Annotated in this window: 18 protein-coding genes and 1 tRNA gene; 4 read left to right on the top strand and 15 right to left on the bottom strand. The window is 73.6% G+C overall.

Annotated features, from left to right (window positions below):
- Positions 1-121 precede the first annotated feature (121 nt).
- Positions 122-592 (bottom strand): MarR family winged helix-turn-helix transcriptional regulator, encoded by a 471-nt coding sequence (locus FB00_RS08465; protein ID WP_047232458.1) that lies wholly within the window; start codon positions 590-592, stop codon positions 122-124.
- 124 nt (positions 593-716) lie between these two features.
- Between FB00_RS08465 and FB00_RS08460 the strand changes: the two genes are divergently transcribed.
- Positions 717-1,316 (top strand): isochorismatase family protein, encoded by a 600-nt coding sequence (locus tag FB00_RS08460; RefSeq protein ID WP_047232457.1) that lies wholly within the window; start codon positions 717-719, stop codon positions 1,314-1,316.
- A 19-nt stretch (positions 1,317-1,335) separates the two neighbouring features.
- Here the strand turns inward: FB00_RS08460 and rsmI are convergent, their stop codons facing one another.
- Positions 1,336-2,226 carry a 16S rRNA (cytidine(1402)-2'-O)-methyltransferase gene (gene rsmI / locus FB00_RS08455; RefSeq protein ID WP_047232456.1) on the bottom strand — a complete coding sequence of 297 codons (891 nt, stop codon included), beginning with the start codon at positions 2,224-2,226 and terminating at the stop codon, positions 1,336-1,338.
- 34 nt (positions 2,227-2,260) lie between these two features.
- On the opposite strand from rsmI, the gene FB00_RS08450 reads away from it, so the two are divergent.
- Positions 2,261-3,910, top strand: coding sequence for a dolichyl-phosphate-mannose--protein mannosyltransferase (locus tag FB00_RS08450; protein ID WP_156186342.1), 1,650 nt, complete (start codon positions 2,261-2,263; stop codon positions 3,908-3,910).
- A 4-nt stretch (positions 3,911-3,914) separates the two neighbouring features.
- Here FB00_RS08450 and FB00_RS08445 read toward each other — a convergent pair whose 3' ends face one another.
- Positions 3,915-5,420 carry a family 20 glycosylhydrolase gene (locus FB00_RS08445; RefSeq protein ID WP_047232455.1) on the bottom strand — a complete coding sequence of 502 codons (1,506 nt, stop codon included), beginning with the start codon at positions 5,418-5,420 and terminating at the stop codon, positions 3,915-3,917.
- Positions 5,421-5,516: 96 nt separating this feature from the next.
- Positions 5,517-7,145, bottom strand: a complete 1,629-nt coding sequence (locus tag FB00_RS08440) for a hypothetical protein (RefSeq protein WP_047232454.1) — start codon at positions 7,143-7,145, stop codon at positions 5,517-5,519.
- A 189-nt stretch (positions 7,146-7,334) separates the two neighbouring features.
- On the opposite strand from FB00_RS08440, the gene FB00_RS22315 reads away from it, so the two are divergent.
- A complete protein-coding gene (locus FB00_RS22315) occupies positions 7,335-7,832 on the top strand; it encodes a DUF4190 domain-containing protein (protein WP_052877550.1) in 498 nt (165 codons plus the stop codon).
- Positions 7,833-7,913: 81 nt separating this feature from the next.
- On the opposite strand, the gene FB00_RS08430 is transcribed toward FB00_RS22315, so the two are convergent.
- From FB00_RS08430 to FB00_RS08390, 9 genes are all read right to left on the bottom strand, one after another.
- Positions 7,914-8,771, bottom strand: coding sequence for a formylglycine-generating enzyme family protein (locus tag FB00_RS08430; protein WP_047232496.1), 858 nt, complete (start codon positions 8,769-8,771; stop codon positions 7,914-7,916).
- 183 nt (positions 8,772-8,954) lie between these two features.
- The gene (locus FB00_RS08425; protein WP_047232453.1) at positions 8,955-9,686 is read right to left on the bottom strand and encodes a hypothetical protein; all 732 of its coding nucleotides are present in this window, start codon (positions 9,684-9,686) and stop codon (positions 8,955-8,957) included.
- Positions 9,687-9,692: 6 nt separating this feature from the next.
- On the bottom strand, positions 9,693-10,268 hold the full coding sequence (locus tag FB00_RS08420) for a hypothetical protein (protein WP_144425512.1): 576 nt from the start codon (positions 10,266-10,268) through the stop codon (positions 9,693-9,695).
- Positions 10,269-10,314: 46 nt separating this feature from the next.
- Complete coding sequence (locus tag FB00_RS21035) at positions 10,315-10,989, bottom strand: helix-turn-helix transcriptional regulator (RefSeq protein WP_052877549.1); 675 nt, start codon at positions 10,987-10,989, stop codon at positions 10,315-10,317.
- Positions 10,990-11,266: 277 nt separating this feature from the next.
- Positions 11,267-11,339: transfer RNA gene (locus FB00_RS08410), tRNA-Ala, on the bottom strand.
- A 65-nt stretch (positions 11,340-11,404) separates the two neighbouring features.
- A complete protein-coding gene (locus tag FB00_RS08405) occupies positions 11,405-12,673 on the bottom strand; it encodes a hypothetical protein (RefSeq protein ID WP_047232451.1) in 1,269 nt (422 codons plus the stop codon).
- Positions 12,674-12,734: 61 nt separating this feature from the next.
- Positions 12,735-13,385, bottom strand: a complete 651-nt coding sequence (locus FB00_RS08400; RefSeq protein WP_047232450.1) for a GNAT family N-acetyltransferase — start codon at positions 13,383-13,385, stop codon at positions 12,735-12,737.
- Positions 13,386-13,529: 144 nt separating this feature from the next.
- Positions 13,530-15,986, bottom strand: coding sequence for a GH36-type glycosyl hydrolase domain-containing protein (locus tag FB00_RS08395; RefSeq protein ID WP_047232449.1), 2,457 nt, complete (start codon positions 15,984-15,986; stop codon positions 13,530-13,532).
- Between the two features lie 75 nt (positions 15,987-16,061).
- Positions 16,062-18,308, bottom strand: a complete 2,247-nt coding sequence (locus tag FB00_RS08390; protein ID WP_082141132.1) for an NTP transferase domain-containing protein — start codon at positions 18,306-18,308, stop codon at positions 16,062-16,064.
- A gap of 179 nt (positions 18,309-18,487) precedes the next feature.
- On the opposite strand from FB00_RS08390, the gene FB00_RS08385 reads away from it, so the two are divergent.
- The gene (locus FB00_RS08385; RefSeq protein WP_047232448.1) at positions 18,488-19,120 is read left to right on the top strand and encodes a 5-formyltetrahydrofolate cyclo-ligase; all 633 of its coding nucleotides are present in this window, start codon (positions 18,488-18,490) and stop codon (positions 19,118-19,120) included.
- Positions 19,121-19,209: 89 nt separating this feature from the next.
- Here FB00_RS08385 and FB00_RS08380 read toward each other — a convergent pair whose 3' ends face one another.
- Positions 19,210-19,866 carry a response regulator gene (locus tag FB00_RS08380; RefSeq protein ID WP_047232447.1) on the bottom strand — a complete coding sequence of 219 codons (657 nt, stop codon included), beginning with the start codon at positions 19,864-19,866 and terminating at the stop codon, positions 19,210-19,212.
- A complete protein-coding gene (locus FB00_RS08375; RefSeq protein WP_047232446.1) occupies positions 19,863-21,002 on the bottom strand; it encodes a sensor histidine kinase in 1,140 nt (379 codons plus the stop codon). The genes FB00_RS08380 and FB00_RS08375 overlap by 4 nt, the downstream gene beginning before the upstream one ends.
- Positions 21,003-21,099 lie beyond the last annotated feature (97 nt).

Genomic DNA, 21,099 nt, shown 5'->3' with positions numbered 1-21,099 from the left:
CTCCAGCTCTGTGCGGGGCGCCCGGGCGCGGGGGTGCGCGCGGGTCGCGGGTCTCGCAGGGTACGCCTGCTGCCCGACGCCGCGTGGCCGCGTCTCGCGGCGCGCTCGCCCCGGGCGGAGGTCAGCCCGTCCAGCCGAGGTTGCGCGCCATGCGCTCGAGCGTCGCGACCGTCTGGGCGTACTCCGCGCGGCTGATGCCGTCCGCGACCCGCTCGCGCGAGACCGACACGGCGTCGAGCAGGTCGTGGTAGGCGTGGTTGCCGGCGACGGTCACGGCCAGCCGGCCGGAGCCGTCGCGCGTGACCCAGCCCCGCCGCACGAGGTCGTCGATCTCCGCCGTCACGGCGCTGGCCCCGTGCCCGGTCGCCGCCCCGGTGAAGGGCGACAGGACGCCGTCGACGCTCGTCTCCTCGCTCACGCCGTCACGGATGGTGTTGAGCACCTGCCAGTGCCGGCGCGTGAGCCCCGAGTGCTGGAACACGCCGTCGAAGCTCTCGTCGATGAGCCGGTCCACGAGCTTGAGCCAGTAGCCGATCGGGCGTTCCGGCGCGCCGGCCGGAGGGGTCGCGGCGGGCGTCGGGTCGTCGCTCATCGGGTCCTCCCGGGTGCTCGGGTACGGCTGCTCCCACTCTCGCACCCGCGCGCGGGACGCGCCCGGCGTCCCCGGCGTTCCCGGCGTTCTCCCGTGCCCCCGGCCCGGGTGGCAGAGTGGGCGCATGAGCGAGAACACTCCCGCGGTGCGCCGCGCGCTGATCGTCGTCGACGTCCAGCCCACGTTCTGCGAGGGCGGGGAGCTGGGGGTCGAGGGCGGGAACGCCGTCGCGCAGCGGATCGCCGACCACGCGCGCGACCACCGCGACGCCTACGACCTCGTCGTCACGACCCAGGACTGGCACGTCGACCCGGGCGAGCACTGGAGCCCGGAGCCGGACTTCGTCGACACGTGGCCCCCGCACGGGATCGCGGGCACCCCGAACGCCGAGCTGCACCCCGCCCTGGCCGACCTCGCGCCCGACGCGGGGGTGAAGAAGGGCGAGTACCAGGCCGCGTACTCCGGGTTCGAGGGGGTCGACGTCGGCGGCCGGCCGCTCGCGGACGTCCTGCGCGACGCCGGGATCGAGGCGGTCGACGTCGTCGGGATCGCCGAGTCGCACTGCGTGCGCGCGACGGCGCTCGACGCCCACGCGCTCGGGCTCGCCACCCGGGTCCTCACCGACCTCACGGTGCCGGTCACGCCCGAGCTCGGCGCCGCGGCGCGCGAGGAGCTCGCCGCGGCGGGCGTCGCGCTGGAACCGAGCACCGCCGTCGGGCGCTGACGGCCCGTCCCGCGCGGGCTCAGCGGCGGCGCGCCTCCAGCGCCGCCGCGTAGAGGTCGCGCTTGGCGACCCCCGCGTCCTGGGCGACGTCCGCGACGACCTCCTTGAGCCGCTCGCCGCCGTCGACGCGCGCCAGCACGCCCGGGACGAGCTCGGCGAGCGGGACCGGGCCGCGCGGCGGCGCACCGCCGACCACGACGCAGATCTCCCCGCGGAGCTGTTCCGCGGCGGCGCGCTCCGCGAGCTCGGCGAGGGGCCCGCGCAGCACCTCCTCGTACGTCTTGGTGAGCTCGCGCGCGACGGCGGCCGGCCGGTCCGCGCCGAACGCCTCGGCCATCGCGGCGAGCGTCTCCGCCACGCGGTGCGGCGCCTCGAAGAACACGAGCGTGCGCGGCTCGTCGGCGAGCGCGGCGAGCGTCCGCGACCGGTCGCCCGCCTTGCGCGGCAGGAAGCCCTCGAAGCAGAAGCGGTCCGTCGGGAGACCCGAGAGCGCGAGGGCGGTGAGGACGGCGCTCGGCCCGGGCGCCGTCGTGACCGGGACCCCGCGCTCGACGGCGCGCGCGACGACGCGGAAGCCCGGGTCGGAGACGCTCGGCATGCCCGCGTCGGACACGACGAGCACCGTCCCGCCGCCGTCGACGACGTCGAGCAGGTCGTCCGCGCGGTCGGACTCGTTGTGCTCGTGGAAGCTGACGACGCGCCCGCCGACCTGCACGCCCAGGCGGCCCGCGAGCGCGTGCAGGCGGCGCGTGTCCTCCGCCGCGACGACGTCTGCCTCGGCGAGCAGCCGCCGCAGCCGCGGGCTCGCGTCCTCCGCGTTGCCGATCGGGGTGCCGCCCAGCACCAGGTGCCCGGCCTCCCGCGGGGTCGTGGGCCGGTCGGCGTCGGGCACGTCGGTCGAGGAGGACATGGCTCCCAGGGTTCCACACCCGCGTGCCCCTACGATGGCCAGCGTGTCCCAGCCGCCCGCCGACGCGTCGCCCGCGCCCCCCGAGCAGGACGCCGCCGACGCGCCCGACCTGACCCACCGCGAGCGCCTCCTGCTCGCCCTGCTCGGGCCCCGCCGTCCGGCGCTCGGGGCGACCGCGCACGACAGGCTGTGGGGGTGGCTCGGGGTCGCGATCGTCGCCGCCGTCGCGGCGGTGCTGCGGCTGTGGAACCTCGGTCGCCCGGGCACGCTCGTGTTCGACGAGACGTACTACGTCAAGCAGGCGTGGACGCTGCTCCAGGTCGGGTACGAGGCCGACTGGCCCGAGGAGCCGAACCCGGCGTTCGAGGCCGGGGACGTGAACACGTTCCTCCCGACGGCGGACTACGTGGTCCACCCCCCGCTCGGCAAGTGGATGATCGCGCTCGGGATGAGGTTCTTCGGCGGGGCGGAGAACCCGTGGTCGTGGCGCATCGCGTCCGCGGTCGTCGGGGTGGTCGCCGTCGTGCTCGTGGCGCGGATCGCCCGACGCCTGTTCGCCTCCACCGCGATGGGGATCGTCGCGGGAGCGCTCATGGCCGTGGACGGTGAGGCGATCGTGCACTCTCGCACGGGTCTGCTCGACAACATGCTCATGATCTGGGTGCTCGTCGCGTTCGGGTGCCTGCTGCTCGACCGCGAGCAGGCGCGCCGGCGGCTCGCCGAGCGCTGCGGGGCGATCCTCGACGCCGGCGGGACGATCGGACGCTACGGACCGGGCCTCGGGTGGCGGTGGTGGCGCTTCGCGGCGGCCGTCGCGCTGGGCCTCGCGTGCGGGGTCAAGTGGTCGGGGCTGTACTTCCTCGCCGTCTTCGCCGTCGTGTCGGTGCTGTGGGACGCGACCGCGCGCCGCACCGCGGGCGTCGGGCGCTGGTGGGAGGACGCGCTCGTGCGCGACGCGGTCCCGGCCGCGCTCGTCATGCTCCCGACGGCGGCGCTCGCCTACCTCGCGTCGTGGACGTCGTGGTTCCGCACTCCCGGGGCCTACATGCGCCAGTGGGCGCTCGACCACCCCGGCGAGGGGGTCCAGTGGCTCCCGCCCGGCCTGCGGTCGCTGTGGGAGTACCACCTCAAGATGTGGGACTTCCACAACGGGCTCACGTCCGAGCACACCTACGAGGCGCACCCGCTCGGGTGGATCCTCCAGTGGCGTCCCACGTCGTTCTACTGGCGCTCCTACGACACCGGCGAGGCGGGGTGCGAGGTGGAGCGTTGCGCGCGCGCGATCACGTCGCTCGGCAACCCCGTGCTGTGGTGGACGGCGGCGCTCGCGATCCTCGTCGCGCTCTGGGCGCTCGTGCGGCTCAAGGACTGGCGGGCGCTCGCCGTGCTCAGCGGCATCGTCGCCGGGTGGGCGCCGTGGTTCCTCTACGCCGAGCGGACCATCTTCACGTTCTACTCGATCGTGTTCACGCCGTGGGTCGTCCTCACGCTCGTCTACGCGATGACGCTCGCGCTCGAACGCACCGAGCACCGCCCGGTCGCGCGGGCGCGCGTGAAGGTGGGGCTCACGGTCCTGCTGACGACGATCGGCGCCGTCAGCGTGTTCTTCTACCCGATCTGGACGGCGTGGCAGGTGCCGTACTGGTTCTGGCGCCTGCACATGTGGCTGCCGACCTGGATCTGACGCGTCACCAGTCGACCTGCGCGGACTCGTGGAACGCGATCCCCGCGCGGCGCCAGACGTGCGCCTCGCGGGCGACGCGGCGACGGAAGCCGTCCCAGTCCTTGCGGTCCGGGGCGGTCCAGCCGACCTCCGCGACGGCGCTCAGGCGCGGCAGGAGCATCGTGAACAGCGCGTCGAGCGTCGGGATGCGCTCGGTCCACACCGCCGCCTCGACACCCTCGATCGTCTCGACCGGCAGGCCGGGCACGACCTCCTCGGGCTCCCAGTCGTAGGAGTCGCGCACCTCGACGAGACCCGCCCAGTCCTGCCCCAGGGTGGGGTCGAACTCGGCCGTGTAGCGCATGTCGAGGTAGACGCGGTTCGCCGGCGACAGGATGATGCGCGCCCCGGCCTTCGCGGCGTCGACCAGGTACGTGAGGTCCATGGGGTGCGTGTCCCAGTACTGCACGATCGTGCCCGGGCGCAGCGGCGCCTTCGCGGCCTCCTGCCACGCGACCGGCTTCTTGCCGGCCTCGAGCACCAGGCGCTCGCACAGCTCGACGAACCGCGCGTACTCCGCGGGCTCCATCTTCAGCACCTCGTCGCCACCGAGGTGCACGTGCTCGCCGTCCGTGGCGTGGGCGAGGTCCGTGAAGACGTCGCGCAGGAACGGCTCGGTCGCGGGCAGGTCGAACGTGAGGCGCGAGAAGCCGACCTCGATGCCCGAGTAGGCGTCGGTCGCGACGCCGTCGGGCATGAGGTCGCCGTAGACGTGCGTCGCCGCGTTGATGTGGCCGGGGACGTCGATCTCCGGCACGACCCGCACGAAGCGCTCCGCGGCGTAGTCCTGCAACGCGCGGAAGTCCGCGAGCGACAGGTGCCCGCCCGTGCCGCCGGACGTGTCGCTCCCCGAGGAGAGCTTGGCGAGCTCGGGCCGGGACGGCGACTCGATGCGCCAGCCCTGGTCGTCCGTGAGGTGCAGGTGGAGCACGTTGAGCTTGTACGCCGCCGCGACGTCGATCACGGCGCGCAGCGCGTCGGGACCGAAGAACGTCCGCGCGACGTCCACGGACAGGCCGCGCCAGGGGTAGCGGGGCGCGTCGTGCACGACGACGTGGGGCACCCGCGCGGGCTCGTCGCCCGGGCCGGGCGCCTCGACGAGCTGCCGCAGCGTCTGCACCGCGTAGAGCAGCCCGGCGGGCTCGGCCGCCGTCGCGGTGATCCCTGCGTCGTCCGCGACGAGGCTGTACCGCTCCGGGCTCGTGGAACCCTCCGGACCGGCCAGCTCGTCGATCCGGAGCACGAGCGCGGTGCGGGTCGCAGAGCCCGACGAGGCAGCGACCGAGGCTCCGGACGCCGGGTCGTCGCGCGTCGCGGCGACGCCGTCGAGGCCGCTCAGGAGCGAGGCGGCCAGGTCCCCGAGCCACGGGGCGGTCCGCTCGAGACCGAGCGCGTGGACCTCCAGCGTGGCGACGGGGACGTGGTGCGTCCCGGGCTCGACGTGCAGGGGCTGGGGGATGACCGAGACCATCGGGTACCTCGTCGTCTGGCTGGGATCGAATCGATTCGGCTTTTGCGAGCGACACACCCTAACCCGCCGCTCCCGGCGCGGCCAAGCGCCTCCGGGCTAGCGCGACGGCGCGACGTACCGCGGGCTCGGGTCGAGCGAGAGCACGCCCTCGACGTCACGGGCAGGGTCCGACGAACCGGTCGTCCAGCCGCCGACCACACCCTGCGGCAGCCCGTCCAGGAGCAGCCCCCAGTCCCGCACCCGGGCGCCGTAGCTGTCGCCCGAGGTGGGCTGGAGGACCACGGCCGCCTCTCCCGACCCCAGGTCCAGGTCAGACGCCCCCCGGATCGCGTCCTTGTCCGAGCGCTGGAGCACGACCAGCTTCTGCGGGAGCCCCTGCGTCCGCACGACCTCCCCGACCGCGTCGATCGCCGCGCCCAGCTCGGCCGCGTCCACGGTGCCGGTCGGCGACCCGTCGCCGACCCGACGCGCGTCGACGTCGAGGGCCACGCCCACGGTCGGGCGGGCGAGCACGTCCGCGTACTCGGTCACCTGCTCGTCGAACGACGCGCGGCCCGGTTCGAGGCGCAGCACGACCATGACTCCCGCCTCGGCCGCCGCGTCCACGAGCGGCAGCAGCTCCTCGGCCGGGATCTCGGTCGAGTAGTCCCGGTCCTCGCCGGGGTTCGACGACGCTCGGGTCGCCGGGACCTCGAGCACCGGGACCACGGTCTCCTCCGGCACGGCCTCCGCGTACGACGCCGCCGCGTCCTGCGCGCGCGTGACGGCGTCGGTCACCGCCCACTCCCCCACCGCCTCGAGCCCGGGGGTCACCGCGTCCGCCTCGACCGCCACGTACCGCACGCCGTCGGCGAGCACGAGCTGCGACCCGCTCGGGAGCAGGTCGCCGGCCTCGGCCGTGCGCAGCCGCCACGCCAGGTCCTCCGCGGACCCGAAGCTCTCCCCGATGCCCACGACCGCGAGCGCCTTCGCGGCCGCGATCGCGTCGACGACCTCCGCCGAGGAGCGCGGGTCGCCCCGCGGCACCTCGAGGGGCACCGCCCCGGCCGCGCGGGCGGTCGCGATCGCCGCGGCCTGCGGGCCCCCGGGCGCGTCGAGGCCCCCCGGCTCGGTGAGGGCGAGCACCTCGGTCAGCGTCTCCGGCTCGCCGCGCTCGGGCAGCGCGCCACGGACGTCGTCGAGGTCGTGCGGGTCGAGTGCCCCGTCGTCGCCGAGCGCCCCCACGTCGAGCAGGACCCGCTCGACGCCCTCGACGTCGCCCAGCGTCGCGCGCTCCGGGGTCTCTCCCGTGTCCTCCTGCCCCGGGGGCGCGTCCGCCTCGCCCACCTCGACGACCGCGACCGTGCCGAGCCGGGCGAGCTCCGTGCGCAGCCCCCCGTCGGAGATGGCCCCGCCGACGAGGAGGACGGGCGCGGCGAGCTCGACCGCCGCGGCAGCCGCCGTGGCCCGCGCCGACTCGTCGTCGGCGACGGCGAGGACGACGACGGGCGCGGACGTGAAGAACGCCTGGCTGCTCGTCAGGGCGAGCTCCGCCGGGTCGGTCGAGTCGAGCACGAGGACCCCGTCGCTCGGCTCCGCCGCACGCGCGACGAGCCCGGTCTCTCCCGAGGACGGCCCGTCGGCCTTCGCGGTCTCCGCGGCACACCCACCGAGCGCCGCAGCGGCACCGAGGCTGAGGACGACGGGGAGGGCGAGAGGGACGAATCGGACCTTCCGAGAGTTCACGCCCCCATCATCGCGCATGCCCCACGCCCCGCAGACCGAGGGATGTGTGGGACTCGTGACGGTCGGCCCGTCGGGTGGACGGGGAGCGAGCCCGCGACCCGTGTTCGGGACGCGCCGCGGGCGCTCGGGGCGCCGGGCGGCATCGACCGGCATACTGACCGGGCCCGAACCCATCGCCGAGGAGATCGCATGTCGACCCCCGACCAGCCCGACCAGAACCCGCAGCCCGGCGGGACGCCGTCCGGACCGCCCTCGTACGGCGCTCCGCAGCCGGGCCAGCCCCAGCAGCCGCCGCAGGCCCCGCAGTACGGCGCCCCGCAGGCGCCCCAGTACGGCGCTCCGCAGTCCCCGCAGTACGGCGCCCCCCAGGGCGGCACCCCCGGGTACTCCGCCCCGGCCCAGGACCCCGGCAAGACGATGGGCATCGTCGGCCTCGTGCTGTCGTTCCTCGGCTGCCTGTCGATCGGTGGACTGATCGTCAGCATCATCGCTTACAACAAGTCGAAGAAGGCCGGCTACAAGAACGGCATCGCCCTCGCGGGCATCATCGTCGGCGCCATCATGCTCGTGATCTCGATCGTCGTCGCCATCATCATCGGCGTCACCACCTCCGCGGTCCTCGAGAAGTGCGCCGAGCTCGGTCCGGGCACGCACTTCGAGGACGGTGTCACGTACACCTGCGGCTGACGCGCTCGCCGCACGGAGCGCTCCATCCGCTCCCTGCACAGGAGGAAGGCCCCCGCCGACGGCGGGGGCCTTCGTCGTCCGTCAGCCGGCGTTGACGTCCGCGGCGCAGCGGAACCCGAGGTGGGTCGTCGCGCTGTCGTCCGACTGCGGGGACCGGGCCGCGGGCCGGTACCGGCGGCAGTACTCCGGCGCGCACAGGTGCGAGCCGCCCTTGGTGACGCGCAGGACCTGCGGCGACGTCGTCGGGGCGAGGAGGTTCGGCCGCGCACCGGCGTCGGGCCCGCGCGTCCCCGGGACGACGTGACGGGGGCCGAACGTGTCGGCCGTCCACTCCCACGTGTTCCCGACGAGGTCCACCAGCCCGTACGCGTTCGGCTCGTAGGAACCGACGGGCGACGTGCCGCCCCACCCCTCGTTGAGGTACGGGAACCGGCCCCGCCACGTGTTCGCCATCGGGCGACCGCCCGGCGCGAGCTCGTCGCCCCACGCGAACTCGGCGTCGTCCAGCCCGCCCCGCGCCGCGCGCTCCCACTCGGCCTCCGTGGGCAGGCGCCGGCCCGCCCACGCCGCGTAGGCCGACGCGTCCTCGAACGCGACGAGCACCACGGGGTGGTCCAGACGGTCGTCGACGTCGGACCCCGGCCCCTGCGGCGCACGCCACGACGCCCCCGGCTGCCACCGCCACCACTGCCGCCAGTCGCGCAGGTCGACCGGACCCGGCGTCGGGGTGAACACGAGACCCCCGGGCACCAGGTCCGCCGGGTCGGCCCCCGGGAAGTCGGCCGGGTCGGGCGCGCGCTCCGCGACGGTCACGTAGCCGGTGTCCGCGACGAACGCCGCGAACTGCGCGTTCGTCACCGCGTGCCGCTCCAGCAGGAACGGCCCGACCTCCCGGTCGTGCGCCGGCCCTTCCTCCGGATAGTGGCGGTCGGAACCCATGCGGAACGTCCCGCCGGGGACGGTGACGAGCTCGGTGAGGGCCACACGGTCAGGATAGGTGCGCGCGCACCCGCCTGCCCGACCGCCACCGACGAGCGTCACCGACGTGACGAGGAGGCCCTGACGGGATCGGCCCACAGACCTCCGACCCCGCCAGGACCTCCCGCCGTCCGTGACGACGGCTCAGGTCAGCTCGATCCGGCTCGACGGAGCACACCACCCGGTCAGGCGGTCGAGCACCCCGCGCAGCCGTTCGGCCCCGTCGTCGTTCCCGGCTGCCTCGGCACGAGCGACCTCGGACTCGATCCCGGCGATCAGCTCGTCGCGGCCGGTGCCCGCCCGGTTGGCCTCGACGATCGCGTCGACGAGCTCGGCAGGGTGGTCGCCGTCGGCCACGCCGCCGGCGAGCCGGACGAGATGCGGTTCCACCGCTGCTCCTTCGAAGACTGCCGCCACGCACACGGGATCCGGGTCGGGCGCGAACGTCCAGTCTCCCATCGTGCCCGCGACGTAGCCCTGGTACTGCGCGAGCGACATCGCCTCTCCGGGCGCGACGACGTAGTGGTGCGGCTGGCCCGGGATCGGCGCCGCGACCGCAGCGAGCTGGGCCGGCGTGAGCGTGGCGGAGTCGAGCTGCCACACACGCAGCCCGGCCGCGCCCGTCCCGTTCCAGGGTGCACCCTTGGGCCGCCGGTGGTTCGGCAGGTTGCAGCCCGAGCCGACGGCCACCGAGATGCCCTGAGGCTCCCCGAGGTGCTCCGGCGCGACCCACGCCTGGGTGTTCTGCTGGTAGGTCACGACGTCCGGGCTCGCCCCGGTCGACCGCACGCCCAGCGCGTTCCCGTTGCCGTCCTCGACCAGCGGCTGGTCGTCGTGGGCCGGGTCCACCTTCATGCCCCGGTAGATGATGACCATGACCGGTCACCCGTTGTAGGCGACGAAGCAGTAGCTCGCGACGCCCGCCAGGTTGTCGTCCTCATCGTGGGCGGAGGCCGTGACCATGAAGGTGTCGACGATGAGCTTGTCCGGGAAGTTGTACCGCTTGGAGAAGGGCGTCCAGTCGAGGGACTCCTCCTTGAAGCGGTCCATGAAGAGAGTCCCCAGGTTCTGGGAGATCTCGATCGAGTCGGAGGCCCCGATCGAGTCCCTGAACACCGTCTGCAGGTACGCCTGGACGTCGGAGACGTTGTTCTTCTGCTCCCACACGATGATGTCCTCGGCGGCGGCGATGGGCAGCGCACCGTTGACGGGCTTCGAACCCAGGCCCTGGTAGTAGTAGTCGTACTGCGTGGCGAACTTCGACTCGCAGAACTGCCAGGTGTCCGTCGTGATGATGGCGCCCCAGTCGTCGTCCGCCGGAGCGGCCTTCTTCTCGGGCAGACGCTCGACGGCGGCCGCGGTCGCCTCGTCGGCGAGCAGTGCCTGGGCGGCGGTGGCGAGCGCCTGGAGGGCGATCGGTGCGATGACCTTGACGACTTCCACGATTGACTGTGCCATGACAAGTGCCCCTTCACTAGGTCAGACGGGCCGGTGCGACCCGCTCTCAGCGTCGGCGACGTGCGGCCGGCGGCACATCGCCACAATTGGTGAACTGCGCCCTGGCCCGGTGCAGCGGCCGCGGCACGCCGCACCGTTCCGCGAGAGCGGTCGCCGCGGTCTGCGACGTCACGCCGAGCTTGGTGAGCACCGCCTTGATGTGGCTCCGCACGGTGTGCAGGGAGCGGAAGGTGCGCGCAGCGATGTCCGCTGCCGTCAGGCCCTCCATGAGGTCGACGAGGGTCTCGGTCTCGCGGGGGCTGAGGGTCCGGAGTGCACGGGTCTCGTCGATGCGGGCGCGAAGGCTCTCTGCGCGACCCTCCGCCCGGGCGCCGCGCAACGCGTCCTCGATGAGCAGGACGAGCAGCGCGAACGGCGCGTCCCGGTGCAGGACGACGGCGCCGCGCTCCGCATAGCCGAGAAGCCCCGGCAGCACGTCGGCCGAGGCGATGCACACCGCCGGCACCGACGCGAGCGCACCGACGTCCTTCAAGGGACGCCCGGCGTCGTCCTCCGGGACGAGCACGACGGGCGACGCCGACGAGGTGCCCGCGACGACCTCGCGCCGCACCGGCCACCAGCCCCGCGCGCTCAGCGCGGCCGACAGGCCCGCCCCCAGCGAGGCCTCTCGTGGCGCGACGACCTGGACCGCCGCGGCGAAGGGCTCATCCGACGACACCACGTCGCAGCAGCGCTGCACCCACGCGGGCCCCCTCGTCTCGGCAACGGTGCGGTGGCCACACAGAAGCATGGGGAGACCGGTCGAGCGAGGCGAGGCTGGTCAGCGAGCCGAGAATCACCCGTGACCCCGAGGTGCCTTGGTCGCGGTGCCCTGGGGCGAGACGTGGCCAGGTACGAGGGCGGAGCCGGGCGGTGGGCGCAGCCGCTCGGCGCGCCGACTCGGCGCGCCGACAGGAACGAAAAGGGCCGCTGATATGTGTCAGCGGCCCTTTCGAGGGTGGAGCTAGGGGGATTCGAACCCCCGACCTTCTCATTGCGAACGAGACGCGCTACCAACTGCGCCATAGCCCCTCGAGCGAGGAACAGACTAGCACCCCGGGGGCGGGGTCTACCAAACCGGCCGCCCCCGGGGGGAGCTACTGCCCCGCGGCCCGACGCCGGGCGAGGATCTCGTTGAGGTCGAGACCCAGCGTCTCGGTCGACGGCTTGCGCTCGTCGCCCACGGCGGGCTCGGGCGCGCCGGACGGCACGTCCACGACGACCTCGACCCCGGTGGCCGGAGCGGGTGCGGCGCCCGCCCGCGCGGGCGAGACGACGTCGTCGTCCGTGAGCGGGGCGGGCTCGCGGCGCGGTGCCGTCGGCTTCATCGTGTACGTCGGAGGCGGCACGGGCACTGGGTCCCAGGCGCGGCCCGAGGGCACGTGGTCCTCGTCGACGATCTCGACCTCGACGACCTCCGTCGCCTCGACCGACGTCTCCGTGACGACCACCGACGTCGCGCCCGAGCCCCCGCGGGCAGTGGCGGGCTCCTCGGAGCCGGAGTCCTCGGCCGCCGTCGTGCTCGACGCGGTCACGCGCTCGCGCGGCGACGAGGCGGACGCCGCGGACGTCCCGGAGAGCGCCTCCGCGGTGGCGTTCGCCCGCGCGAGGTCCTGGGGCGTGACGCGCGGGATCATCTGCGTGCTCACCTGCGACCCGTGCACGGCGCGGCCGGTGACGCGCGGACGGGCGCCCCGGGGCGCGGGCGGCGCCCCCAGGACGGTCCCGCGCGCGGCGCGGGCGGCGGCACGACGCTCGGCCAGCCACGCGGCGTCGGACCGCTGCGCGGCGAGCACCGCACGACGGCCCAGCACGAGCATGAGCCCGAGGAACGCCGTCGGGACCACGCCGGCCCACCACGGGAGGTACCCGAGCGCGACGACGACCCACACCGCGACGCTGGCGAGCAGCAGCACGACCGTCAGCGTGAGACGACGGCGCGCCGCGGCGGCGCGCCGCTCGAGGAGGGCGAGGCGGGACTGCTCGGACACCGGCTGACGGCGCGGCGGTGCCCCGCGCGAGGGTGACGCGCTCTCGGTGCTCCCCATGGCGTGCGTTCCCTCCTCCTCGTGCGTCCGGTCCTCGGACCGGGCCTGCGGCCCCGCTCCCCCGAGCAGGGGGCGACCACCGCCGGCGGGACCGGAGGCGATCGCAGCGACGGTCGTGACGCCGTCGAGCCGCGCGTCCCAGCGGTCGATCCCTCCGCCGCCCGGGCCGGCGACGGCCAGGACGCGCAGGGAGCCGGAGAAGCGGTCGCCCGTGCGCGCCTCCAGCAGCTGCTGCCGGTGGCGCACCCGGTGCGGGACGTAGAACCCGACCCACAGCAGGAACACCGCGAGCGCGACGATCCCCGAGGCCGATTCCACATCACGACCGTAGGCGAGGCGCGCGGCCACGCTCCGCACGCGCTCCGGCGTGTCGGTCGGCTCAGATGGTCTCGCGGCGGGTCGCCTGCCAGCGCGCGAGGAGACCGTCGGGGACCTCCTCGCTCGTGATCGCGAACGTCCGGTGGTCGCGCCACGCCCCCTGGATGTGCAGGAACCGCTCGCGCACGCCCTCGTCGCGCAGGCCCAGCTTCTCCACGACGCGCAGGCTCGGGCCGTTCTCCGGGCGGATGTTGATCTCGATGCGGTGCAGGCCGAGGACCGCGAAGCAGTAGTCCGTCGCCATGGCGACCGACGTCGGGATGACGCCGCGGCCCGCGACGTGCTCGCTCACCCAGTAGCCGATGCTCGCGCCGCACAGCGACCCGTACGTGATCGACGAGACCGTGAGCTGGCCGACGAGCTCGCCGTCCAGCTCGACGGCGAAGGGCAGCGACGACCCGGCCCGCGCCTGCGCGGACAGCACGCGGACGTACTCGGCGAACGTCGGCGGTCCTCCCCCGCTGCCGGGCCGCGGCGACGTGCCCTCCCAGCGCTCGAGCCAGTCCGCGTTGTGCGCGCGCAGGCGCATCCAGGCGTTCGCGTCCCGACGGCGCAGCGGGCGCAGCACGATAGACCCGCCCAGCGTGTCGTCCCGCAGGGTCACGGGCCACGGCTTGGTGACGGTCCAGCCGCGCGTGATCTTGTGCGTCATCCGGCGGTGACCGTCCTCGGGGAGCTGTCGGCGGGCACGGGCGGGCGCCCGGTCCTCGGTGCACAGGGTGACACCACCGACGGCCCGCGCGCCACCGCGTGGTGGCGCACGGACCGTCGGGTCGTGCCGTGGTCGACGCGGTCGTCAGCCCAGCGTGACGACGACCTTCGCCTCGGTGCCCTCCGGCAGCGCGGGGATCGGGGCGCCCGGGTCGTGCTCGACGCCGTCGACGGTCACGGAGCGCACGCCCTTCGACACGTGGTCGGGGTTGCGGACCTCGATGTCGTAGACGGCGCCGCGCCACTCGCGGCGCACCTCGAACCCGTCCCAGTCCTTCGGGATCGACGGGTCGACGACGAGGCCGTCGAGCGCGAGGCGCACGCCGAGCACGTACTTGGTCACGGCGGTGTACATCCAGCCGGCCGTCCCGGTGAGCCACGGGTTCTGCGCCTTGCCGAACCACTCGTGGTCGCGGCCGTAGAGGAACTGGACGTACGCGTACGGCTCCGCGCCCCGCACCTCGATGTTGTCGTTCTGGTGGTACGGCAGGATCGCGTCGTAGAACTGCACGGCCTCGTCGCCGCGCCCGAGCATCGCCTCGGCGATGATCGGCCACGCGTTGGGGTGCGAGAAGATCGCGGCGTTCTCCTTGATGCCCGGGTAGACGCGGGTGACGAACCCGACCGTGTCGTCGACCTTCGTGAACGCCGGCCAGTTGAGGTGGTTGCCGTACTCGGAGCCGAGCAGCTCGCGCACCGCGTCCATCGACGCCTCGCCGCGCTCCTGGCTCGTGATGCCCGCGATGACGGGCCAGGCCTGGTGCTCGAGGAAGATCTTGCCCTCCTCGTTCTCTGCCGAGCCGATCTTCACTCCGTCGCGCGTGTAGCCGCGGATCCACCAGCGGCCGTCCCAGAGCTGGGCGTCCGCGACCTTGGCGATGCGCTCGCGCTCGGCCGTGAACCGCGCGACGTCCGCCTCGGCCCGCTCGTCGCCCGCCGCGGCGAGCGGCTCGGCGATCTCGAGGAACGCGCCGATCGCCCATGCGTGCAGGAAGGTCACGAGCGACGTCTCGCCGCCGCCGAGGTTGAGGCAGTCGTTCCAGTCGGCGCGCAGGCCGAGCGCGACGCCGTTCTGGCCCACCTGTTCCGCGGAGAACTCGAGCGCCCTGACCAGGTGGTCGTAGACCGTGCCGGGCGTGCCCTCGGCGAACGGGATCTCCAGGTCGAGGAACGAGCGGTCGCCCGTCTCCTTGACGTACTCGACGACCGACGGCACGAGCCACAGGTGGTCGTCCGAGCACGTGTCCTCGAGCCCGTGGATGAGGTCCTTCGGGTCGACCGTGGGCACGATGGTCGGTGACGGGACGTCGGGCAGCTTCTCGGCGTCGGGGTCGAACGCCTTCGGGTCGAAGAGGTGCAGGCCGTACCCGGCCTCCGTCTGGGCGCGCAGGAGCTCGACGATGCGCTGGCGCGTCTTCGTCGGGTTCGAGTGGATGACGCTCATGACGTCCTGCGCGGTGTCGCGGTACCCGAGGCCCGCGCGGCCGCCCACCTCGACGAACGACGCGAAGCGCGACCACTGCACGCACGTCTCCGCCTGGAGGAGGGTCCACGAGTTGATCATCGTGTTCATGCCCTCGTGGGGCGTGCGGATCCGCAGCTTGTCCTGCTTGGCACGCCAGAACGCGCGGAGCCGTGCGCGCTCGGCGTCGACCGTCGCGACGTCCGAGTACTTCGCCTGGATCGCCCGACCGGCCGCGTCGCGCGAGCCGTAGCCGAGCATGTAGACGAGGCGCTTGGTCTCGCCCGGCGCGAGCGTGATCGTGTGCTGGAGCGAGCCGCAGTGGTTCTGCGTCGTCGCGGACTCGTTCGAACCGTGCCCGCGCTCGATCGCGATCGGGTTCGCCTCGGAGCGGTACGGGCCGATGAAGTTGTCGCGCAGCGAGTCGTACGACGACGGCGTCTCGCTCGAGGCGAAGAAGTGGTACGTCCACGGCTCGTAGTAGAAGTCGTACTCGATGATGCCGTCCTCGTAGGAGGAGCCGGACGCGTAGAGCGACATCTGGAGGTTCTGGTTGTCGATCGTGATCGTGTGGAAGCTGAACTCCACGTACGACCCGACGGTGAGCTCACGCACCTCGTCCGTCGTGTTCGTCAGCCGGACGTCCCAGACCTCGACGTCGTCGTCCACGGGGATGAAGACCGTCTGCTCGGCGTCGACACCCTTGTACTCGGCACGGAACGTCGAGTAGCCGAGCCCGTGCCGGGTCGTCCAGCGGCCCGCGCCGCCCGCGGGGTCGAGCTCCTCGCCGGGGCCGACGAACGGCTTGCCGACCGGCTGCCACGACACCGACCAGAAGTCGCCGTCCGCGTCGTCGCGCAGGTACACGTAGTGGCCCGGCCGGTCGACCGGGACACCGTTCTGCCGGAAGCGCGTGATCCGGCCGTACTGCGAGCTCTTGTAGTACGAGTAGCCCCCGCCGGTGTGCGACAGCACGGTGCACAGGTTCTTGCTGCCGAGATAGTTCGTCCACGAGACGGGGACGTCGGGGCGCTCGACGACGTACTCGTCGTGCGCGGTGTCGAAGTGGCCGTAGCGCATCGTTGCTCTGGTTCCTGTCGTGGGGGTGGGGGCTGGGGCGGGGCGGGGTGGAGCGGGGGAAAGATGCCGGTGCCGTCAGACGCCGGCGGTGACGAACCCTTGGAGCCACTCGAGGAGCTCGGCGGCCTTCTCGGGAGAGTCCGCCTCGACGAACATGCGCAGGACGGGCTCGGTGCCGGAGAACCGCAGGAGCGCCCAGTTGTCGTTCTCGAGGAGGATCTTGGTGCCGTCGAGGTGGGACACCGAGACGACGGGGTACGGGCCGACGTGCGTGAGCGGCTCCGCCTCGAGGCGCCGAGGCACCTCGACGCGCATCTCCGGCGTCGCCGGCACGCCCGCCTCGAGCGTGTAGAGGCGACCCGTGATCTCGTAGATCATCGCGCGCAGCTCGGAGATCCGCTTGCCCGTGCGGGCCAGCATCTCGGCCACCAGGGCGCACGCGAAGATGCCGTCCTTGCCGAGGATCCAGCCGCGGATCGTCAGGCCGCCGGACGACTCGCCACCGAGCACGGCGCCGATGTCCTCCATGCCCGCGGTGACGTGCTTGAAGCCGACCTTGACCTCGCGGGACTCCTCGCCGAAGTGGGCTGCGAGGCGGTCGAGCAGGTGCGTCGTCGCGAGGTTGCGCACGACGCCGCCCTTCTCGCCGCGGACCTCGTGCAGGTACCAGTACAGGAGGAGGAGCAGGTCGTTCGTGGAGATGTACTCGCCGGTCTCGTCGACGATCCCGATGCGGTCGGAGTCGCCGTCCGTGGCCATGCCGAGGTCGTAGCGGCCTCCGCCCTGCTGGATCATCGTCACGAGCGTGCTCAGGCGCTGGAGGTCCGGCGCGGGCGCGACCCCGCCGAACAGGGGGTTGTGGGTCGCGTGGATGAACTCCGAGCGCACGCGCATGTCGGACAGGATCGTGCCGAGCGTGAGCTGGCTCGTCCCGTACATCGGGTCGACGATCACCTGGAGGTCCGAGCCACGCACGGCGTCCACGTCGATGATCTTCTCGATCGCGTCGACGTACGGGTCGGTGAGCGACCGGTCCACCACGACGCCGGCGCGGCGCGCCACGTCGATGTCGAGCGTGATGACGTCGTCGACCGACAGCGCGTTGGCCTCGTCCTGGTAGCGGTCGGTCTCGTCGTCGAGCGGGAGCGAGCCGTCCTGGCGGAACACCTTCATGCCGTTCCACTCGGGCGGGTTGTGGCTCGAGGTGACGATGATGCCGTACGCCGCGCCGAGGTAGGGGGCGGCGAACGTCACGAGCGGGGTCGGGACGTCGTCGGGCAGGAGCGTGACCGCGATGTTGTTGCCCGCGAAGACCTCGGCCGCCGCGATGGCCGACTCGCGCGAGAGGAAGCGGCGGTCGCCGCCGATCACGACGCCCTTCGCGTCCAGTCCCCGGCGGATCGTCTCGTTCGCGATCGCCTGGCACAGCCGGCGCACGTTCGCGAGCGTGTACCCCTCGCCGATGACCGCGCGCCAGCCGCCCGTCCCGAAGACGATCTTGGTGTCCGTGTTCTTCTTCGGGACGAACAGGCGCTTGAGGACGATGTCCGCCGCCTGCGCGAGCTCGTCCGGCGTGTTGATGCCGCGCACCTCGTCGACGTCGACGATCCGGTACGACGAGATGCGCTTCCCCGCCCCGATGACGCGGCGCGCCAGCTCCGTGAGGCGGTGCTCGCCGTCGGACGCCATGCGCTCGAGCTCGCCGAACAGCAGCCCGGGCGCCGCGACGTAGGCACCGACGTTGATCTCCGTGCGCGGCTCGGCGACACCGCCCGCCTCCGACGACTCGAGGATCGCCGTGATCTCGCCCTCGGCACGCACCACGCGGCCGTAGCCGTCCGGGTCGTCCACGACGGCGGAGAGGAGCGACAGGTCCGCGCCCGTGAGCGTGTGGCGCGTCAGCAGGCCCAGGAGCGACTCCGAGCGCAGCAGGGGCGTGTCCGCGTACGCGACCAGCACCGGCTCGTCGACCCCGAGCCCCAGCACGGAGGCGACGGCCCCGCGTGCCGCGAGGACCGCGTCGCCCGTGCCGAGCGGCGCCTCCTGCTCCACGTAGACGACGTCCTCGCCGAGCAGCTCGCGCACCGTCGGGTCGTCCGGCGCCACCACGACGACGATGCGGCTCGCGTCGACCACGCGGCGCACGTTCGCCACGGCCAGCTCGACGACCGTCGCGCTGCCCAGCGGCCGGGACAGGAGCTCGCGCGACGCGGCGTCGTGCCCCGCGGCGAGCACGACGGCGGCCCTCGCGGTCCGGACGTGGGCGCTCCCCCGCGGTCGCTGGGTGGTCGCGCTGGGCTTCGCGGGCGTCGTCGCGGTCATGGCGTCCTCACTGGTCGACCTCTGCCGGACAACGACTCATTTGTCAGGAGTCCGAACTACTGGCTCTCCCCGATCATAGGCACCCGATACCCGTCGAAGGAACCCGATCCGGCCCACCAGGGCCGAAGGTCACCCGCGCGGCGTCCGCACGGAACCGCGAGCCGGGTGACAATAGGGACATGAGTGGCCCGGTCCAGCCGTACCCCCTGCACGGAAGCATCGAAGCCGAGGACGCGAAGGAGATCCTCCGCAAGGCCATCCGCACCAACCGCCAGGCGCGGTCCGAGCGGCTCCGCAAGGAAGCGGCCGCCGCGATCGCCGACGTCGTCGAGACCATCCCCGAGGTCGCCGCCGCCACGTGCGTCGCGACCTACGCGGCCCGCCCTGCCGAGCCCGGCACGACGGAGATGCTCGAACGTCTCTCCGCACGCGGCGTGCGCGTCCTGCTCCCCGTGCTCGGCGCCGGCCTCCAGCGCGACTGGGCCGTGTACGACGGCCCGGCCGACCTCCAGGTCCGCGCCCCCGGCCGACCCCCCGAACCCGGCACCCCGCCGCTCGGCGCCGAGGCCATCGCGCAGGCCGACGTCGTCGTCGCCCCCGCGCTCGCCGTCGACTCGCGCGGCGTCCGGCTCGGCCAGGGCGGCGGCTGGTACGACCGCGCCCTCGAGCACCTGCGCCCCGGGACCAAGGTCGTCGCCGTCGTCTTCCCCGAGGAGGTGTACGACGCGTCCGACCGCCCGCTCCCGGTCGAGTCCCACGACAAGACCGTCGACGCCGTCGCGACCCCCCTCGGCTGGCGCTGGCTCCCGTAGCCGGCTGCGCACGTCTGCACGCCGAGGTCATCTCGCCGGCGGGAGACCAGACCCCCCACGGGCCTGTGCCTGCGCCGCGACCCGTCCCGCTAGCCGGCTCTTGCGCGCCTGGTGTCGTACGCCCACATCGCGATCTCGACACGGTTGCGGGCCCCGAGCTTGGTCATCAACGAGGCCACGTGGGACTTGACCGTGCTCAGGCCGACGAAGAGCTCGCCGGCGATCTCGGCGTTCGTCCGACCCTGCGCCACCAGCGCGAGCACCTCCTCCTCGCGCTCGGTGAGCGGGCTGACGGGCTGGGCCGGTACCGGTGGCGTCTGGTCGGCGAAGGTCGCCAGCAGCCGGCGCGTGACGTTGGGGGCGATCAGCGCGTCCCCGTCGGCCGCCGCGTGGACGGCCTGAACGAGGAGCTCCGGCCCGGCGTCCTTGAGCAGGAAGCCGCGGGCGCCGGCGCGGAGGGCGCCGAGGACGTACTCGTCGAGGTCGAAGGTGGTGATCACGACCACCGCTGTCGGGCTCGTGACGTCCGGCCCTGCGAGGCGCCGCGTCACCTCGATGCCGTCGAGCCCGGGCATCCTGATGTCGACGAGGAGGACGTCGGGACGCAGCCGGGTCGCCAGGTCGAGCGCTGCGCGACCGTCCGCCGCCTCCCCCACGACCTCGAGGTCGGGTTGCGCGCCGAGGATCATCACCAGGCCGGCCCGGACCAGCTCCTGGTCGTCGGCGACGACGACGCGGACGCTCATGCCGGCGCCGCCACCGGCAGCACGGCCTCGACGACCCAGCCGCCCTCGGGCCCCGGCCCCGCGGAGAGCGACCCACCGAGGAGCTGGGCGCGTTCGGCCATGCCCAGCAGGCCGAACCCGGGCTCCGGGGCCGGCCCCGGCTCGGTCAGCCCGTCGTCGCTGACGCGCAGCCTGACGGCGTCGCCCTCCCGGCGGACGTCGATCCCGACGCGGGTCGCGCTCCGGGCGTGCCGTAGGGCGTTGGTCAGCGACTCCTGCGCGAGCCGGTAGAGCGCGGTGTCCACGGGTCGGGCCAGCCGGGAGGACGAACCGTCCAGCGTGACCTCGACGACGGGCGTCGTGCCGGTGCGCGCCAGAGCGGGCAGGTCGGCGACACCCAGCGGCGGCGAGTACGAGACGGCCTCCTCCTCACGCAGCACCTGCACCATGGACCTCATCTCCGCCAGCGTTCGCGACGCCTCGGACTCGATCGCGGCCAGGACCTCGGCGGCCTTCTCCGGCTGGGCGCCGGCGACCACGCCGCCGGCCTGAGCCTGCACCGCGATGGCCGAGACGTGGTGGGCCACGGTGTCGTGCAGCTCGCGCGCCAGCGCGACCCGCTCCTGGTTGCGGATCTCGCGCTGCCGACGATGCCAGAGGTCGGCGCGGTAGCGGAACACCGCGGCGAGGGAGACGAGCAGCAGCAGGAGGACGATGCCGCCGAACACGTCGACCCAGCCCGCGGAGGAGACGTACATCCCCAGCGCGACGACGACCGTCACGAACGCCGTCCCCAGGACCATCTCTCGTCCCGAGCCCCACCGCACCAGGGAGTAGAGCAGGACCAGGACGGCCATCATGGCGTAGAGGCCGAGGTCACCGTCGTGCGCCACGAGCTGGAGGACCGAGAGCAGCCCGGCGAGACCCCACCCGACCAGGGCGGCCGTCAGGGGGTGGCTCCGCCGCCAGAGCAGTGCGGGCACGAGCGCCAGGGCGAGCACCACCACCAGGGGTCGCCAGGCCAGACCCGGCCGGACGACGCCCTCGACGACGGCGACGGCCGCGAGCACGCCCACCAGCAGCCAGTCGAGACGTCCGACGGGCGGCACGTCGGTGGGCCGCGGCTCGTGCCAGAGGGAGCGCCGGACGGTGGTCACGGCTCCAGCCTAGGGATCGGCGCGCCTCGGCGTACCCGCCGAAAGGACGAGTGCGCGACCGTGCCATCGGCCGGGCGCACTCCGGCCTCCAGGCCGG

Origin of the sequence: Cellulosimicrobium funkei, from assembly GCF_001019615.1 — a bacterium.
Classification (GTDB): Bacteria; Actinomycetota; Actinomycetes; order Actinomycetales; family Cellulomonadaceae; genus Cellulosimicrobium; species Cellulosimicrobium cellulans_E.
The sequence above is the reverse complement of the archived record's forward strand: the minus strand, read 5'-3'. Positions and strand labels throughout refer to the sequence as shown.